Here is a 17,874-nt window from a genome sequence, read left to right on the forward strand (position 1 = left end):
TTTCTCAGTGGTTCAATTGTAAGCCTGTTCTGCCCCGATAGCTCTCACAGTCCGGTCAGCATCGCATCCGCCGGTGCGTCGGCGCGCAGTTGCGCGGTCAGCAGGAAGTACAGGAAGCCGGCCGCCATGAAGCCGACGAAGATCAGGCCGATCAGCGCGTTGAACCAGGCCATGGCGATCAGGCAGACCACGGCCAGGAACAGGGCGATGGCCGGGACAAGCGGATAGCCTGGCGCGCGGAAGGTGCGCTCCAGGTTCGGCTCGCTTTTGCGCAGCTTGAACAGGCTGAGCATGCTCATGATGTACATGACAATGGCGCCGAACACCGCCATGGTGATCATGGCCGCGGTGAGGGTCATGCCGCTGAGGTTGATCAGGCCGTCGCTGTAGATGGCGGCGATGCCGATCAGGCCGCCGACGATAATGGCGCGGTGCGGGGTCTGGAAACGCGACAGCTTGGCCAGGGACGCGGGCAGGTAGCCGGCGCGGGCCAGGGCGAAGAACTGCCGCGAGTAGCCGAGGATGATCCCGTGGAAGCTCGCCACCAGGCCGAACAGGCCGATCCACACCAGCATGTGCAACCAGCCGGAGCTGTCGCCGACCACGGCTTTCATCGCTTGGGGCAGGGGGTCGTTGATGTTCGACAAGGTCCGCCAGTCACCGACGCCGCCGGCAAAGAACATCACGCCCATGGCCAGCAGCACCAGGGTCAGGATGCCGCTGATATAGGCCTTGGGAATGGTTCGTTTCGGGTCCTTGGCCTCTTCGGCAGCCATCGCGGCACCTTCGATCGCGAGGAAAAACCAGATGGCGAACGGAATGGCCGCGAACATCCCGGCAATCGCCGGCGCGCCGAAGCTGTCGGCTCCGGCCCAGCCGTTCAGGGCGAAATGGCTGAAGCTGAAGGCCGGTGCGACCACGCCCATGAACACCAGCAACTCGGCCACTGCCAGGACGCAGACCACCAGTTCGAAAGTGGCCGCCAGTTTCACCCCGAGGATATTCAGCCCCATGAACACGATGTAGGCCCCCACGGCCGCATGCTTGGGATCGAGCGCCGGAAACTGTACGTTCAGGTAGGCGCCGATGGCCAGGGCAATGGCCGGTGGCGCGAAGACGAACTCGATCAGTGTCGCCAGGCCGGCGATCAGCCCGCCTTTCTCGCCAAATGCCCGACGACTGTAGGCAAAGGGGCCGCCTGCATGGGGAATGGCCGTGGTCAGTTCGGTGAAACTGAAGATGAAGCAGGTGTACATCGCGGCGACCATCAACGATGTCACCAGGAATCCGAGCGTACCGGCAACGCCCCAGCCGTAGCTCCAGCCGAAATACTCGCCGGAGATCACCAGGCCGACCGCGATGCCCCACAGATGCAACGTGCCCAGCGTGGGCTTGAGTCGAGTGTTCATATGTTTCTCCCTGAACCGTTTGGATACTGCTCGGGTCAGGGTGGGTGCAGCGGGCGTGCCAGCGCCGGCAAGGGCGTCGCAAAGGGTGAAAAAGCTGTCGTATCGAGGATATTTCGCCGATGTTGCCCGGGATTTCGACTTTAATTGGTGCAAGTGGGGACGTTTATGGCGCGCAGTCGGCACATTTGCCGATCGCCGGGTCCCGATCAGCCCCGGCTTGCGCTACAATCCGCGCCGATTTCGACTTGCCTGAGAGCCCATCCATGTCCGCCTGCCAGACTCCTATCATCGTCGCCCTGGATTACCCCACCCGTGACGCCGCCCTGAAGCTGGCCGATCAACTGGACCCGAAACTGTGCCGGGTCAAAGTCGGCAAGGAACTGTTCACCAGTTGCGCCTCGGAAATTGTCGGGACCCTGCGTGACAAGGGCTTCGAAGTGTTCCTGGACCTCAAGTTCCACGACATTCCCAACACCACCGCGATGGCGGTCAAGGCAGCTGCCGAGATGGGTGTCTGGATGGTCAATGTCCATTGCTCCGGTGGCCTGCGGATGATGGCTGCCTGCCGTGACGTGCTTGACCAGCGCAGCGGCCCGAAGCCGTTGCTGATCGGCGTGACCGTGCTGACCAGCATGGAGCGTGAAGACCTGGCGGGTATCGGCCTGGATGTCGAGCCACAGGTGCAGGTGCTGCGCCTGGCGGCCCTGGCCGAGAAGGCCGGACTCGATGGCTTGGTGTGCTCGGCACTGGAAGCCACGGCCTTGAAGGGTGCCCATCCGGGCCTGCAACTGGTGACCCCGGGGATTCGCCCGGCGGGCAGCGCCCAGGACGACCAACGGCGGATCCTGACGCCACGCCAGGCACTGGAAGCCGGTTCCGACTATCTGGTGATCGGTCGCCCAATCAGCCAGGCAGCGGACCCGGCCAAGGCCCTGGCTGCGGTCGTGGCCGAGCTGGCCTGATCCGGCCAGCCGGTGGGGGAGTGGTGCTTGTGTGGGAGCGGGCTTGCCCGCGAAGAGACCGATTCGGTCTCGCGACAAGCCTGCTCCTACCGGTCGTGGTGAGCAGTCCTTTCAGACCTTCAGCACCAGCTTGCCGAAATTCTCGCCACTGAACAGCTTGCCCAGGGTTTCGGGGAAGGTCTGCAGGCCTTCGACGATATCCTCCTTGCTCTTGAGCTGCCCCTTGGCCATCCAGCCGGCCATTTCCTGCCCGGCGGCGGCGAAGCGCGCGGCGTAGTCCATGACCACGAAACCTTCCATGCGCGCGCGATTGACCAGCAGCGCCAGGTAATTGGCCGGGCCCTTGACCGCCTCCTTGTTGTTGTATTGGCTGATGGCGCCGCAGATCACCACGCGGGCCTTGAGGCTCAGACGGGTCAGTACGGCGTCGAGGATATCGCCGCCGACATTGTCGAAATACACGTCGACACCCTTCGGACACTCACGTTTCAGGCCGGCAACGACGTCCTCGCTCTTGTAGTCGATGGTGCCGTCGAAGCCCAGTTCGTCGATCAGGAACCGGCACTTCTCGGCACCCCCGGCAATCCCGACCACGCGACAGCCCTTGAGCTTGGCGATCTGTCCGGCAATGCTGCCCACGGCCCCGGCTGCACCGGAGATCACCACGGTTTCACCGGCTTTCGGCGCGCCGACATCAAGCAGGGCGAAGTAGGCGGTCATCCCGGTCATGCCCAGCGCCGACAGGTAGGCCGGCAGCGGCGCGAGCCGCGGATCGACCTTGTAGAAGCCCCGCGGCTCGCCGAGGAAATAATCCTGCACACCCAGCGCACCGTTGACGTAGTCGCCAACCGCGAATCCTGGGTTGTTCGAAGCAATCACCTTGCCGACCCCCAGCGCACGCATCACTTCGCCCAGGCCCACCGGCGGGATATAGGACTTGCCCTCGTTCATCCAGCCACGCATGGCTGGATCCAGGGACAGGTATTCGTTGCGGACCAGGATCTGGTTGGCTCCCGGCTCGCCCACCGGGACTTCCTGGTAAGTGAAGGTGTCACGGGTCGCAGCCCCGACCGGGCGTTTGGCCAGGAGGAATTGGCGATTGTTCTGGGTGGTCATGGCAGGCACTCGAAGCGATCAAAGAAGCCTTGTAGATAGACCCTGATCGGCACCACGGCAAGTTTTGCCCGCCGGGCGAATAGGCAGCGATCCACTGCAATGATGGTGGTCCTGGCGTTGTTATCACCACAACTTATCACTGTGGCGCATAAGGCGATAACCGGCCTTCTGATAGTGCTGCCCCGCAGAGCCGGCCACTGGCTAGACTCGCCTCACGCGATCATTCACGCACTCAGCGAGGACATAACCATGAGCATGACGTTTTCCGGCCAGGTGGCCCTGGTGACCGGCGCTGCTGCCGGGATTGGCCGGGCGACCGCCCAGGCATTTGCCGCCGAAGGCCTGAAGGTGGTGGTCGCCGACCTGGATGTGGCGGGCGGCGAGGGGACCGTCGAACTGATCCGTGCCGCCGGTGGCGAAGCGATCTTCGTGCGCTGCAACGTTATCCTGGAAGCCGATGTGCGCAAGCTCATGGAGCAGGTTGTCGGCGCCTATGGCCGGATCGACTACGCCTTCAACAATGCCGGGATCGAGATCGAGAAGGGCAAGCTGGCCGATGGCACCCTGGACGAGTTCGACGCGATCATGGGGGTCAATGTCAAAGGGGTCTGGTTGTGCATGAAGTACCAGTTGCCGTTGATGCTCGCCCAGGGCGGCGGGGCGATCGTCAACACGGCGTCGGTGGCCGGCCTCGGTGCCGCGCCGAAGATGAGCATCTATGCCGCTTCCAAGCACGCGGTGATCGGCCTGACCAAGTCGGCGGCGATCGAATACGCGAAGAAGAAAATCCGCGTCAACGCCGTATGCCCGGCGGTGATCGACACCGACATGTTCCGTCGCGCCTATGAGGCCGATCCGAAAAAGGGCGAGTTCGCCGCGGCCATGCACCCGGTCGGCCGTATCGGCAAGGTCGAGGAGATTGCCAGCGCGGTGCTCTACCTGTGCAGCGACGGCGCGGCATTCACCACCGGCCATGCCCTTGCGGTAGATGGTGGAGCCACCGCCATTTGATCTGTCGTGCTGTTCGCCGCTGCCTGTAGCCCCCAGGTAAAAGAACCCGCCCAGTGCGGGGTTTTTTATGTCCGGCAGTGTGGCGAATACCGTCGGGACATTCCTTTGCGTTTGTCAGTCGAGCGCTGCAGGCCACGGTGTACGGGGCTTTCAGGGGGACGCAGGGAGGCTTTTTGTGCAAGCGGAGGTGCCGGGCTTTTGTGTTTAACTGTTTAACGAGAAATAACCGTGCTTTGGAGCGTCACACACAATGGATCTGGAAATTGATCGACAGGCACTGGTGCCTGTCGTGCAGCAAATCGTCAGTGCTATCGTCGAATGGACCCGTCTGACCCGGGCCTGTCCGGGGACACGCCTGCCGTCGGTGCGGCAGTTGGCCAAGGAAAACTCTCTCAGCCAGGCCAATGTCACAGAGGCCTATGAGCGCCTGGTCATGCAGGGCGTACTGGCGTCACGCAATGGCTCGGTATTCATTGTCGCCGACAGCGGCGCAGCATCCTGCCCGGGCGCCGAGCAAGAGTGGTACGAGGGGCTGGAAACACAGTGGGGAGCGTTCAGCGAGCATCCGCTGGGGGAGTTGAAACTGGGCTGTGGCTGGATTCCCCAGGGCTGGCGCGAAAGCGATGATATCGGTTATGCGGTGCGTGAAGTCAGTCGGACACAGATGCAGGGCCTGTTCCACTACAGCACCCCGTTGGGCTTGCCCGCCTTGCGCCAGCAATTGCACAAGCGCCTGACCCTGAAAGGCATTCAATCGACCGATGGCGAGGTCCTGACCACCCTGGGCATCACCCAGGGCCTCGACCTGCTGGTGCGTACGCTGCTCAAGCCGGGAGATTGCGTGCTGGTCGAGACACCGGGCTACGGGAATCTCTACAAGCTCCTGGGTCTGCAGGGCATCGAATTGCTGGAGGTCCCCAGGACACGCACGGGGCCTGACATCGAGGTGCTGCGTGCGCATCTGCACAAGCACCGGCCGAAATGCCTGTTCATCAACAGCCTCTACCACAACCCGACGGGCAGCAGCCTGACTCTTCCGGTCGCCACGCAGTTGTTGCAGTTGGCGCAGTCGGAGGACTTCCTGATTGTCGAGGATGGCGCCTTCAGCGATCTGCAGGGTGGCCCCGGGGTGCAACTGGCGGCGCTGGACTCCCAGCAACGGGTCATCTACCTCGGCGGTTTCTCGAAGACCCTGAGCAGTGCGTTGAAAGTCGGATTCATCCGCGCCCACGCCGGGTTGATCCAGCGCCTGGCCGAGGTGAAGATGATCACCAGCCTGGGAGCTTCGCGATTTGCCGAGTGTGTGGTCGCCACGTTGCTGGCCAATGGTGCCTATCGCAAGCTGGTGCAGCGCCTGCGCCAGCGACTGGGAACGGAAATGGCCACGACCCTGGACCTGCTCGAAGAGACGGGCTGGGAGGTCTTCAGCGAACCGTCCGGCGGTATGTTCGTCTGGGCGCGCAGCCGGCGTTACAGTCCTACCCAGGTCCAGGCCGGTGCCCACAAACTCGGGGTATTGCTTGCACAGGATACGGCCTTCACCCCGAAGGCAGCTTCCGCCGGTTGGCTACGGATCAACGTGGCCTATGCGGCGGATCCACGGGCGCAGAAATTCTTCCGTTTGCTGGGCGATACCGAATCGACCTCGACCATTCTGAAAACGACGCGGGTGTAGCTTTTGGCCATTATTCCGGCGCCAAAGGCTTGTGCTTCACCGGTCGTGGTTGCGAATCTGCACGAATCTTGAATGGCTTGTGCGCCTTCAGCATTCGAACGGGGATTAAGCACCATGATTTCTGCCGTGCAAGGACGTTTTGCCAACCTGGGTATGGCGAAGAAGCTGGGCATCGGTTTTGCCCTGGTATTGCTGCTGACCGGATTGGTGGCGGCAATTGGCGTCTGGTCCTTGCAGACCATCAGTCTGCGTTTCGAAGGGCTGAAACACATGTCCTCGCTCAACAGCAGCCTGCTCAAGGTGCGCCTGCTGGAGCAGGACTATGCCCTGCATTCGGACGCCAAGACGGTCGATGCCCTGCACGAGGGCGTCGATGCCCTGGCGGCACAGGCAGAGGCCCTCAAGGCGCAATCGCCGGCCAACGTACCGGTGATGACGGATGTCGAGCAGGCCCTGGTGGCTTATCGCAAGGCCTTCGACGAGTTCGTCGAGCTGACCCAGGCCAAGGACCTGGCGCTGGAGATGGCCAGTTGGTCGGTGTCCAGCGTGGCCAACAACCTCGATGTACTGCAGGCCGGTCTGGCCGATGACGGCAGCTACGGGCTCAAGCAGTCCGAGGGCAAGGAGGGCAGTGAGTTCATCGAGCAGGCCGGTCAGGTCAGTCACGTTTCGCAGTTGATGCTGCAGGCGATGAACGAGGCGCGGGTGCGTCTTGATCAAAGCCGCAAGGGTGACGAGGAAAACCAGAACCAGGGCAAGATCGAACAGGCGGACCAGGCATTGGCCGGGGTCGAGCAGCTCAAGACCGCGGTCAAGGATCCCGGTTACCAGACGGTCCTCAATGAGGTTGGCGGCCATATCGCCAGTTTCGGCGAAAAGCTCACCGAATACACCGGTCTGCTGGAGCAGGAAAAGAAGGTCTACCAGCAACTGCACGAGCGTGCGGCCCAGGTGGTCGAGCGGGTCAACCAGGCCTATGCGGCCGAAGACCAGTCGATGCAGGCCGAATTGAAGAAGAACTCGATACTGATCATCGGCTCGTCGGCCCTGGCCTTGCTGGTCGGCCTGGTGGCGGCGCTGGTGATCACCCGCTTGATCGTCGCGCCGCTGCGTAGCGTGATCCGGGTGGCCCAGCAGATTGCCGCCGGCGACCTGACCGGTACGGTGGAGGTCAAGCGCCGCGACGAGATCGGTCAGTTGATGCTGGCCATGCAACAGATGGGCGCCGGCCTGAGCGGTATCGTCAGTGGTCTGCAAGCCGGAATCGAGCAGTTGGCGACCTCGGCGCATTCCCTGTCGGCGGTGACCGAACAGACCAATCTGGAGGTCAGCACGCAGAAGGAAGAAACCGAACAGGTGGCGACGGCGATGAACCAGATGACCGCCACGGTCCACGATGTCGCGCGTAATGCCGAAGAGGCCGCGCTGGCGGCACAGACCGCCGACGACAAGGTCGACAGCGGTCAGCAAGTGGTGCGCCAGAGCATGCAGCGCATCGAGCAACTGGCGGACTCGGCCAACTCGGCCAGCCTGAGCATCGAAAGCCTGAGTGCGGAAATCCAGAATATCGGCACCGTGCTCGGCGTGATCAAGAGCGTGGCCGAGCAGACCAACCTGTTGGCGCTCAATGCCGCGATCGAGGCCGCCCGTGCCGGTGAGCAGGGGCGCGGTTTCGCGGTGGTCGCCGACGAAGTGCGGGCCCTGGCCAAGCGCACCCAGCAGTCCACGGAAGAGATCGAACGGCTGGTCAGCGCCTTGCGCTCAGCCGCGCAGTCGTCGGTGCAGCAGATCCGCAGCAGCGGTGAACTGGTGAAGCTGGCGGTCAGCGACGCCCTGCAGACCGAAAGCGCTTTGGGCAGCATCGCTGCGGCGGTGTCGCTGATCCAGCAGATGAACCAGCAGATTGCCGCGGCCGCCGAGGAGCAAAGCTCGGTGGCGGAGGAGATCAATCGCAGCGTGACCAGCATTCGTGCCAGTGCCGATCAATCGGCGGTAGCGATGCAGGGCAATGCGGCCTCCAGTATCGAACTGGCGCAGTTGGGCACGGAACTGAAGGGCATGGTCGGGCATTTCCGCATCTGATCCATTCAGATCGGGCTGAACGCGTTTCCGTGTAGGAGCTGGCTTGCCGGCGATGGCGTCTGCAAGATCGATGCAAGGCTTGCTGGCCTCATCGCCGGCAAGCCTGGCTCCTACAGGTTTTGCCGTGTCTTCGGGGCTAGGCCTTGCGCCAATTGAGGATCATCAGCGTCAGCACGCCCGCGACAATCCCCCAGAATGCCGAGCCCACCGAAAACAGGGTAAAGCCCGATGCGGTGACCATGAAGGTGATCAACGCCGCTTCCCGTTCCCTGGGTTCGTTCATGGCGATGCTCAGGCCGTTGATGATCGAGCCGAACAGCGCCAGCGCGGCAATCGACAGCACCAGTTCTTTTGGCAATGCGGCGAACAGCGCCGCCAGCGTGGCGCCGAACGTCCCGGCAATGCCGTAGAAGATCCCGCACCACACCGCTGCGGTGTAGCGCTTGCTCTTGTCCTCATGGGCATGGGGCCCGGTGCAGATCGCCGCGCTGATGGCCGCCAGGTTGATGCCGTGGGAGCCGAACGGCGCCAGCAGCAGCGAAGCGATGCCGGTCACGCTGATCAGCGGCGAGGCCGGCACGTTGTAGCCGTCGGCCCGCAACACGGCGATGCCTGGCATGTTCTGCGAAGTCATGGCCACCACGAACAGTGGAATCCCGATGCTGATGGTCGCCGCCAGCGAGAACGACGGGGTGGTCCATACCGGCGTCGCCACTTCCAGGTGAAACCCGCTGAAATCCAGCAGGCCCAGCAGCCCCGAAAGGGCGGTGCCGACCAGCAGCGCGGCGAGCACCGCGTAACGCGGCGACAGGCGCTTGACCACCAGATAGGTGAAGAACATCCCCAGTACCAGGCCGGTACGGTGCTGGGCGGCGACAAAAATCTCGCTGCCGATCTTGAACAGGATGCCGGCCAGCAGCGCCGCCGCCAGTGACGAAGGCAGGCGTTTGACCAGCTTCTCGAAGCTGCCGGTCAGGCCGCAGATCGTGACCAGTACCGCGCAGGTGATGTAGGCGCCGATCGCTTCGCCATAGGTGACACCGGACAGGCTGGTGATCAACAGCGCTGCCCCGGGTGTCGACCAGGCCACAGTGACGGGCGTGCGGTAGCGCAGGGACAGGCCGATGCTGCAGATCGCCATGCCGATGGACAGCGCCCAGATCCACGAGGAAATCTGCCCGTTGCTCAGGCCGGCGGCTTGTCCGGCCTGGAACATCAACACCAGGGAGCTGGTGTAGCCGGTCATCATCGCAATAAAGCCGGCGACCACCGCGGAAGGCGAGGTGTCGGCCAGCGGGCGCAAGCGCGCTTGAGTGATGTCGGTCATGGCGGGTATTCCTTGTTCTGAAAAAGCTGCGTGAAAACGGGAGTTGATGCCCCTTGCAGCCTAAACGTAAAGGTAACCGCTTATTGCAATACAGCCGTGGCCGCAAATAGCCGTACAGTTGTAATCAAAGGCCGCAGCAGGCGGTGTACAATGCGCCATGATTTTACGCGATACTTGTCAGCGACCCACTGTGCTGTATTACAGTCCATTCGCCGCCGTTTTCCGACTCGAGTGCCCATGAACGAACAGTTGCAGCCCCTCAAGAAACAACCGCGAGCAGGCAAGGCCGGCCGCAGCGGAACCCAGGACGATATTGTCTACGCGCATATCTTCGAGGCGATCCTCGAACAACGTCTGGCGCCCGGTACCAAATTGAGCGAAGAGGCACTGGGAGAGATTTTCGGGGTCAGCCGGACCATCATTCGCCGTGCCTTGTCGCGCCTGGCCCACGAAGGCGTGGTGCTGCTGCGGCCGAACCGTGGCGCGGTGGTGGCCAGCCCGAGCGTCGAGGAAGCCCGCCAGGTGTTCTTTGCCCGGCGCATGGTGGAGAAGGCGATCACCGAACTGGCGGTGCAGTACGCGACGGCCGAGCAGTTGGCCGAGTTGCGGCAAATGGTCCACGACGAGCGCGAGAGTTTTTCCCGCGGTGATCGCGGGGCAGGGATCCGCCTGTCCGGCGAGTTCCACCTGAAGCTAGCGGAAGCGGCGAAGAATGCGCCGCTGATCAGTTTCCAGCGCAGTCTGGTTTCCCAGACCTCGCTGATCATTGCCCAGTATGAAAGCGGCAACCGCTCGCACTGTTCCTATGACGAGCACACCCAGTTGATCGATGCCATCGAAGCGCGGGACGCGGCCCTGGCCGTGGACCTGATGATGCACCACATGGACCATATCGACAGCAAGCTCAACCTCGACGAAGAGAGCGCCTCGGACGACCTGCACGCGGTGTTCTCGCACCTGCTGCTGGCGAAGAAGCCGGGTCGGCCCGCGGCAAAGCCGTAGAATCGCCCTGACCTGCGGTTGACGCGGTCCTGTGTAGGAGCCGGCTTGCCGGCGATGAGGCCAGAGAGTTGCTGATCGTTCCCACGCTCTGCGTGGGAATGTCTCTCTGGACGCTCTGCGTCCGCTGTTGTGACACGGAGCGTCACGGACTGCATTCCCACGCGGAGCGTGGGAACGATCACGATCAATGATCAGGTCGAGTGCATTCAGCGCTGATGCACCAGATTCCCCGCCGCGTAGGTCTGCTTCACCGTCCGGTCATCCCCCAGGGTCATCAACACGAACAGCGTCTCGGCGATGGTCTTGGCCTGCTTCAGGCGATAGCTGAGCAACGGCGTGGCGTGGTAGTCGAGCACCAGGAAGTCGGCGTCGCTGCCGGCCTGCAGGTTGCCGATCCGTTCTTCCAGGCGCAAGGCCCGGGCGCCGCCGAGGGTTGCCAGGTACAGCGATTTGAACGGGCTCAACCGCGCTCCTTGCAACTGCATGACTTTGTACGCCTCGTTCAGCGTCTGCAGGATCGAGAAGCTGGTGCCACCGCCGACGTCCGTACCGATGCCGACATTCAGCTTGTGCTTCTCGGCCATCGGCAGGTTGAACAGGCCGCTGCCGAGGAAGAAGTTCGAGGTCGGACAGAATGCCACCGCCGAACCGGTCTGTGCCAGCCGCGCGCACTCGTCGTCGCACAGGTGCACGCCGTGGGCAAACACCGAGCGCTCGCCCAGCAGGCGATAATGGTCGTAGACATCCAGGTAGCCCTTGCGCTCCGGGAACAGTTCCTTGACCCATGCCACTTCCTGCAGGTTTTCGCTGATATGGGTCTGCATGTACAGATCCGGGTACTCGCCGAGCAACTGGCCGGCGAGGGTCAATTGTTCCGGGGTCGAAGTCGGCGCAAAGCGCGGTGTCACCGCATAGTGCAGGCGGCCCTTGCCGTGCCAGCGCTCGATCAGCGCCTTGCTTTCCAGATAGCCCGACTCTGCGGTATCGGTCAGGTAGTCCGGGGCATTGCGGTCCATCATCACCTTGCCGGCGATCATCCGCAGGTCGAGCTTTTCGGCTGCTTCGAAAAAGGCATTGACCGACTGCGGGTGCACGCTGCCGAACACCAGCGCGGTAGTGGTGCCGTTGCGCAGCAGTTCCTTGATGAAGATATCCGCGACTTGCGCGGCATGGGTCGGATCGGCGAACTGGCTTTCACAGGGGAAGGTGTAGGTGTTCAGCCAGTCGAGCAACTGTTCGCCATAGGCACCGACCATGCCGGTCTGCGGCAGGTGGATATGGGTGTCGATAAAACCCGGGGTGATCAGCGCGTCGGTGTAGTGGGTGATATCGATATCGGCCGGCAGCGTGGGCAGCAGCTCGCCGGCATGGCCGATGGCGCTGATCTTGCCGTTCTCGACCACCAGCAGGCCATCCTCGAAATACTCGTAGGAGGCCTCGATGCCGACTTCGGCCGGGTCGGCAATGCTGTGCAGGAGGGCGGCGCGGTAGGCTTTGCGGGTCAGGGGCATGGTCTGTCTCAATTAATTCGCGGCTTGGCTACGGCGTGAGGCCGGCAGCAGTTTGGCAATGGGTTCGGCGCTCGCACTGTGCTGGCCGAAATTCGCGTTATAGGTGGCGATGACCTCGGCGGCGATGGAGATGGCGATTTCCACCGGCAGCTTGCCCTTGACCTCGGCCAGGCCCATCGGGCAGCGCATGCGTTGCAGTGCCGCGTTGTCGTAGCCGCGTTCGCGCAGGCGGTGTTCGAACTTCACCCGCTTGGTCTTCGAGCCGATCAGGCCGAAGTAGGCGAAGTCGTCGCGCTTGAGGAGCGCGGCGCTGAGTTCCAGGTCGAGCGGATGATTATGGGTCATGATGATGCAGTAGCTGCCGGCGGGCAGATGGTCGATTTCCTCCACCGGCTCGTCACTGACGATCTTGCGCACGCCGCTGGGGATCTGCGCCGGAAACTCCTGCTCCCGGGAGTCGATCCAGCGCACCCGGCAGGGCAGGCTGGCGAGCAACGGCACCAGGGCGCGACCGACATGACCGGCGCCAAACACGGCGATCTCCGCCTGGACCTGGCCCATCGGCTCGAACAGCAGTACCGTGACCCCGCCGCAGCACTGGCCGAGGCTGGCGCCCAGGCTGAAGCGCTCCAGGTGGGTGTTCTGCTGGCCGCTGGCGAGCATGTCCCGGGCGATCTGCGTGGCTTTGTATTCCAGGTGGCCGCCGCCGATGGTATCGAAGGTGCCGGTGATGCTGACGACCATTTTCGAACCGGCATTGCGCGGCGTCGAGCCGAGCTCCTCGATAATGGTCACCAGCACACAGGGTTCACCCTGGTTCTGCAGGTCGGCGAGCGCACTGATCCAGTTGTTCATAGACACCTCTCTGTTGTCTGCTCGGTCGCGATCGCTGGCAAGCCAGCTCCTACAAGAGTCCTGTGCACAATCTGGAGGAGCCGGCTTGCCGGCGATCCGGGTGCGCAGCGCCCGGTCATGACGACACCGTTTCCTGGCCGGCCACCGCGGCCTGCGCGGCCTTGACCTGGCGCATCTGCTCGCAACCCCACAACACCCGCTCCGGCGTCGCCGGGGCGTCGATCTTCGGTTGCACCCGGTAATCGGCCAGGCTCGCCACCGCATCCTTGAGCGCGCACCAGACAGCAATCCCCAGCATGAACGGCGGCTCGCCGACGGCCTTGGAGTGGAACACCGTGTCTTCCGGGTTCTTGCGGTTCTCCACCAGCCTGACCCGCAAGTCCAGCGGCATGTCCGCCACCGCCGGGATCTTGTAGCTGGCCGGGCCGTTGGTCATCAGCTTGCCCTTGGCGTTCCACACCAGTTCCTCCATGGTCAGCCAGCCCATGCCCTGGACAAACCCGCCTTCGACCTGACCGATATCGATGGCCGGGTTCAGCGAGGCGCCGACGTCATGCAGGATATCGGTACGCAGCATCTTGTACTCGCCGGTCAGGGTGTCGACGATCACCTCGGCGCAGGCCGCGCCATAGGCGAAGTAGTAGAACGGCCGGCCGCGGGCCTGGCTGCGGTCGTAGTAGATCTTCGGCGTCTTGTAGAAGCCGGTGCTCGACAGCGATACCTGGGCGAAATACGCCTGCTGGATCAGCGCCTCGAACGTCAGGATCTGCTCGCGCACCCGCACATGGCCGTTGCGGAACTCGACATCTTCCGCGCTGACCTTGTACTGCCGCGCGGCGAATTCCACCAGCCGCTGCTTGATGATTTCGGCGGCATTCTGGGCCGCCTTGCCGTTCAGGTCGGCACCGCTGGAGGCGGCGGTGGGCGAGGTGTTCGGCACCTTGTCGGTATTGGTGGCGGTGATCTGCACCCGGTCGATTTCCACCTGGAACACCTCGGCCACCACCTGGGCCACCTTGGTGTTCAGCCCCTGGCCCATTTCCGTGCCGCCATGGTTCAGGTGGATGCTGCCGTCGGTATAGACGTGCACCAGAGCGCCGGCCTGGTTGAGAAAGCTGGCGGTGAACGAAATGCCGAACTTCACCGGGGTCAGCGCCAGGCCTTTTTTCAGGATCGGGCTGTGGGCGTTGTAGCGGCGAATGGTTTCCCGGCGCTCGGCGTACTGGCTGCTGGCTTCCAGTTCAGCGGTCATCTCTTCGAGCATGTTGTGCTCGACGGTCTGGTAGTAATGGGTGACGTTGCGCTCGGTCTTGCCGTAGTAGTTGGCCTTGCGCACCGCCAGCGGATCGAGGCCCAGGTGACGGGCGATGCTGTCCATCACTTCCTCGATGGCGACCATCCCCTGCGGGCCGCCGAAGCCGCGGTAGGCAGTGTTGGAGGCGGTGTGGGTCTTGCAGCGATGGCCGTTGACCGTCGCGTCGCCCAGGTAATAGGCGTTATCGGAGTGGAACATCGCCCGGTCGACAATCGACGCCGAGAGGTCCGGCGAACAGCCGCAGTTGCCGGCCAGTTCCAGGTTGATCCCGTGCAGGCGTCCGTTGCTGTCGAAGCCGACGTCATACTCGATATAGAACGGATGGCGCTTGCCGGTCATCAGCATGTCTTCGACCCGCGGCAGGCGCATCTTGGTCGGTTGCCCGGTCAGCTGCGCCACCACCGCGCACAGGCACGCCGGGCTGGCCGCCTGGGTCTCCTTGCCGCCGAAGCCACCGCCCATGCGCCGCATATCGACGACGATCTTGTTCATCGACACATCCAGCACCTCGGCCACCAGCTTCTGCACTTCGGTGGGGTTCTGGGTCGAGCAGTAGACAATCATGCCGCCATCTTCGGTGGGCATCACCGAGGAGATCTGGGTTTCCAGGTAGAAATGCTCCTGGCCGCCGATATGCAGGTTGCCCTGGATCCGGTGTTCGGCGCCGGCCAGCGCGGCGGCCGAGTCGCCGCGTTTGTGGGTGTGGCTGTCGAGGACGAAATGCCGCTTGCGCAGGGCCTCGACCACATCCAGCACCGGCTCCAGGTCCTCGTATTCAATGACGGCCGCCATGGCTGCCTTGCGCGCGGTTTCCAGGTCTTTCGCGGCGACGGCAAGCACCGGCTGGCCGACGAACTCGACCTTGTCGATCGCCAGCAGCGGGTCGCCGGGCAGCAGCGGGCCGATGTCCTTGAGACCGGGAATATCGTCGTGGGTGATGACGATACGCACGCCTTCAAAGGCATGGCAGGGCGCGGTGTCGACACTGATGATCCTCGCATGGGCGCGGTCGGACAGGCGCGCATAGACGTGCAACTGGTTCGGGAACTCCAGGCGGTCATCGATATACACCGCTTCGCCGGCGACATGCTTGTCGGCGCTGTCGTGCTTGACGCTGCGCCCGACACCGGTGGTCAGGTCCCGGGCGAACAGCTCGGCGAGCTCGGCCTGGGTTTTTTCCACAAGAGGATGGTTAGACATAAGCGGTCACCCGGGTCTCGATGTGCGGCGTTTGCAGTTCGATGAAGTATTTGCGCAACAGGTTCTGCGCGCTGAGCAGGCGGTATTCCTTGCTGGCGCGGAAGTCCGACAGCGGTGTGAAGTCCTCGGTCAATGCCCGGCAGGCGCGCTCGATGCTGGCAAGGTTCCAGGCCGCACCGACCAGTGCGGTTTCGCAGGCCCTGGCCCGTTTCGGAGTCGCCGCCATGCCACCGAAGGCGATCCGCGCGTCAGCGACCACGCCGTTTTCGACGCGCAGATTGAACGCGGCGCAGACCGCGGAAATATCATCGTCCAGGCGTTTGGACACCTTGTAGGCGCGGAACCGTTGTTCGGCGCTGGCCCGTGGCACGATGATCTTCTCGATGAATTCGCTTTCCTGGCGGGCGGTCACCCGGTAGTCGATGAAATAGTCTTCCAGTGCCAGGGTGCGACTTTGGGCACCTTTGCGCAGGACCAGTTGCGCGTTCAGCGCGATCAGCAGGGGCGGCGAGTCACCGATGGGCGAGGCGTTGCCGATATTGCCGCCGAGGGTGCCCTGGTTGCGGATCTGCAGCGAGGCGAAGCGTTGCAGCAGTTCGCCGAAATCCGGGTATTCGGCCTTGAGAGCGGCATAACAATCCGACAGCGGGGTGGCGGCGCCGATTTCCAGGCGATCGTCGAAGGTCTCGACACGCTTGAGCTCGGCGACATTGCCGACATAGATCATCACCGGCAGGGCGCGGTGGAACTGGGTGACTTCCAGGGCCAGGTCGGTACCGCCGGCCAGCAGCCGGGCTTCCGGGTGCGAGCCATAGAGTTCGGCCAGATCGGCGACAGTCAAAGGCACCAGGCAGCGCTTGTCGCCGCTGTTCAATTCGCCGGTTTCGGTCGGGGCGATGGCCTTCAGGCGGGCGATGGTCTGGGCTTCGCGGGCGTCGAACTGATCGGCGGGCTTGTTGCGGCAGGCCTGCGCGGCGGCGGCGAGGATCGGCCGGTAGCCGGTGCAGCGGCAGAGATTGCCGGCCAGGGCTTCGTGGGCCTTGTGACTGTCCGGGGACTCGCTGTTCTTCTGCAGGGCGAACAACGACATGACAAAGCCCGGCGTGCAGAAGCCGCACTGTGAACCGTGGCACTCGACCATGGCCTTCTGCACGCTGTGCAACTGGCCCTGGTGCTTGAGGTCCTCGACGCTGATCAGTTGCTTGCCGTGCAGCGAGGAAACGAAGGTCAGGCACGAATTGAGGCTGCGATAGCGAATCCGCTCGGTGCCCGCATCGTCCGTGTGCAACTCGCCGACCACCACGGTACAGGCACCGCAGTCGCCACTGGCGCAGCCTTCCTTGGTGCCTGGCTTGCCCAGGTGCTCGCGCAGGTAGTCGAGCACCGTCAGGTTCGGGTCCAGGGCGTGCTCGCTACGGAGTTCCTGGTTGAGTAAAAACTGGATCACGGAAGGCCTCGCAGACTCATTATTGTTGTTGACCGTTGAGGCAGAATCTAGTGATGTCTGACTTTCAGGTCAATAAAAATCTGACCGAAAGGTCAGGAAAATCCACCGTCCAGGAAAAGCCCTTTGAATTCAAAGGCTGCGTTCGCCAGGCGGAGTGATGAACGGCAGGCCCTGCTTTAAGTCTAGCTGTGGATCAAATGCGTATTCCGTGCCAAATTCCGCCCACTGGGCCCTGCGCCACCACGTACCAATTGCGCTACACTGCGCCGCTTGCACTGATCAAAGATTTTGAAGGAAAACCATGACGTTCAAGGCGCCGGACAGCCTCGCCGAGCAAATTGCTCACCACCTCGCCGAACGCATCATTCGCGGCGAACTCAAACCCGGGGAGCGCATCCAGGAACAGAAAGTCACGCTGGCGCTCAATGTCAGTCGTGGCTCCGTACGCGAAGCCTTGTTGATTCTCGAACGCCGCCATCTGATCGCCATCCTGCCGCGACGGGGCGCCCACGTGACCGAACTCACCGCCCACAAGGTGCAGAGCCTGTGCACCCTGATGAGCGAGTTGTATATCCTGCTGGGCAACGCCGTGGCCCAGCGCTGGGAAGTGCAGACCGACCTGGCGCCGTTCCTGCAGTTGCAGCAGCGCCTGAGCGCCAGCTACGAACGCCAGGATATCCGTACCTTCGTCGAAGACAGCTTCAACGTGATGCGCGTGGCGTATCCGTTTGCCGATAACCCGTACCTGCAGGAAACCGTCGAGAACCTGCAACCGGCGATGAGCCGTGCCTATTACCTGGCGCTGGAGCAACGCAAGGCGGAAATGACCGAATACCTGGAGCTGTTCGCGCAACTGCTGGCGGCGGTGATCGCCCGTGACCTGCCGTTGATCCGTGAAGTCCTGGCCAGCTACGCCCAGCGCAGCTGCGACATCGTATTGTCTGCCCTGGCGGTCGACTAAG

The 17,874-nt window shown here is 63.0% G+C and carries 13 protein-coding genes and 1 pseudogene; 7 read left to right on the forward strand and 7 right to left on the reverse strand.

Annotated elements, in window-relative coordinates:
• Nucleotides 1–44: 44 nt before the first annotated feature.
• On the reverse strand, nucleotides 45–1,409 hold the full coding sequence (eat, locus tag HX851_RS10735) for an ethanolamine permease (protein WP_177065341.1): 1,365 nt from the start codon (nucleotides 1,407–1,409) through the stop codon (nucleotides 45–47).
• A gap of 263 nt (nucleotides 1,410–1,672) precedes the next feature.
• Between eat and pyrF the strand changes: the two genes are divergently transcribed.
• The gene (pyrF, locus tag HX851_RS10740; RefSeq protein WP_177056575.1) at nucleotides 1,673–2,371 is read left to right on the forward strand and encodes an orotidine-5'-phosphate decarboxylase; all 699 of its coding nucleotides are present in this window, start codon (nucleotides 1,673–1,675) and stop codon (nucleotides 2,369–2,371) included.
• A 111-nt stretch (nucleotides 2,372–2,482) separates the two neighbouring features.
• Here pyrF and HX851_RS10745 read toward each other — a convergent pair whose 3' ends face one another.
• Nucleotides 2,483–3,487 (reverse strand): NADP-dependent oxidoreductase, encoded by a 1,005-nt coding sequence (locus HX851_RS10745; protein ID WP_177065342.1) that lies wholly within the window; start codon nucleotides 3,485–3,487, stop codon nucleotides 2,483–2,485.
• Nucleotides 3,488–3,736: 249 nt separating this feature from the next.
• On the opposite strand from HX851_RS10745, the gene HX851_RS10750 reads away from it, so the two are divergent.
• From HX851_RS10750 to HX851_RS45420, 4 genes and pseudogenes are all read left to right on the forward strand, one after another.
• Nucleotides 3,737–4,498, forward strand: a complete 762-nt coding sequence (locus HX851_RS10750) for an SDR family oxidoreductase (RefSeq protein WP_177056573.1) — start codon at nucleotides 3,737–3,739, stop codon at nucleotides 4,496–4,498.
• A 250-nt stretch (nucleotides 4,499–4,748) separates the two neighbouring features.
• Nucleotides 4,749–6,173, forward strand: a complete 1,425-nt coding sequence (locus HX851_RS10755; protein WP_177056572.1) for an aminotransferase-like domain-containing protein — start codon at nucleotides 4,749–4,751, stop codon at nucleotides 6,171–6,173.
• Between the two features lie 996 nt (nucleotides 6,174–7,169).
• Nucleotides 7,170–7,346 (forward strand): annotated as a pseudogene (locus HX851_RS45415) (HAMP domain-containing protein); the annotation flags it as partial.
• Nucleotides 7,347–7,550: 204 nt separating this feature from the next.
• Nucleotides 7,551–8,255 carry a methyl-accepting chemotaxis protein gene (locus tag HX851_RS45420; protein ID WP_439899218.1) on the forward strand — a complete coding sequence of 235 codons (705 nt, stop codon included), beginning with the start codon at nucleotides 7,551–7,553 and terminating at the stop codon, nucleotides 8,253–8,255.
• Between the two features lie 136 nt (nucleotides 8,256–8,391).
• On the opposite strand, the gene HX851_RS10765 is transcribed toward HX851_RS45420, so the two are convergent.
• Nucleotides 8,392–9,582 carry a benzoate/H(+) symporter BenE family transporter gene (locus HX851_RS10765; RefSeq protein WP_177056570.1) on the reverse strand — a complete coding sequence of 397 codons (1,191 nt, stop codon included), beginning with the start codon at nucleotides 9,580–9,582 and terminating at the stop codon, nucleotides 8,392–8,394.
• 237 nt (nucleotides 9,583–9,819) lie between these two features.
• Between HX851_RS10765 and HX851_RS10770 the strand changes: the two genes are divergently transcribed.
• Nucleotides 9,820–10,584 carry a GntR family transcriptional regulator gene (locus HX851_RS10770; RefSeq protein ID WP_177056569.1) on the forward strand — a complete coding sequence of 255 codons (765 nt, stop codon included), beginning with the start codon at nucleotides 9,820–9,822 and terminating at the stop codon, nucleotides 10,582–10,584.
• Between the two features lie 206 nt (nucleotides 10,585–10,790).
• Here the strand turns inward: HX851_RS10770 and guaD are convergent, their stop codons facing one another.
• The 4 genes from guaD to xdhA form a co-directional block, all read right to left on the reverse strand.
• Nucleotides 10,791–12,095 (reverse strand): guanine deaminase, encoded by a 1,305-nt coding sequence (gene guaD / locus HX851_RS10775; RefSeq protein WP_177056568.1) that lies wholly within the window; start codon nucleotides 12,093–12,095, stop codon nucleotides 10,791–10,793.
• A 12-nt stretch (nucleotides 12,096–12,107) separates the two neighbouring features.
• Complete coding sequence (gene xdhC, locus HX851_RS10780; protein ID WP_177065343.1) at nucleotides 12,108–12,950, reverse strand: xanthine dehydrogenase accessory protein XdhC; 843 nt, start codon at nucleotides 12,948–12,950, stop codon at nucleotides 12,108–12,110.
• 115 nt (nucleotides 12,951–13,065) lie between these two features.
• Nucleotides 13,066–15,465: a xanthine dehydrogenase molybdopterin binding subunit gene (gene xdhB, locus HX851_RS10785; protein WP_177056566.1), complete on the reverse strand. Its 2,400-nt coding sequence runs from the start codon at nucleotides 15,463–15,465 to the stop codon at nucleotides 13,066–13,068.
• On the reverse strand, nucleotides 15,458–16,912 hold the full coding sequence (gene xdhA, locus HX851_RS10790) for a xanthine dehydrogenase small subunit (RefSeq protein ID WP_177065344.1): 1,455 nt from the start codon (nucleotides 16,910–16,912) through the stop codon (nucleotides 15,458–15,460). The genes xdhB and xdhA overlap by 8 nt, the downstream gene beginning before the upstream one ends.
• Before the next feature lie 301 nt (nucleotides 16,913–17,213).
• Between xdhA and HX851_RS10795 the strand changes: the two genes are divergently transcribed.
• On the forward strand, nucleotides 17,214–17,873 hold the full coding sequence (locus HX851_RS10795; protein ID WP_177056564.1) for a GntR family transcriptional regulator: 660 nt from the start codon (nucleotides 17,214–17,216) through the stop codon (nucleotides 17,871–17,873).
• Nucleotide 17,874 lies beyond the last annotated feature (1 nt).

The organism is Pseudomonas gingeri (assembly GCF_013385635.1).
In the GTDB taxonomy this organism is placed as follows: Bacteria; Pseudomonadota; Gammaproteobacteria; order Pseudomonadales; family Pseudomonadaceae; genus Aquipseudomonas; species Aquipseudomonas gingeri_A.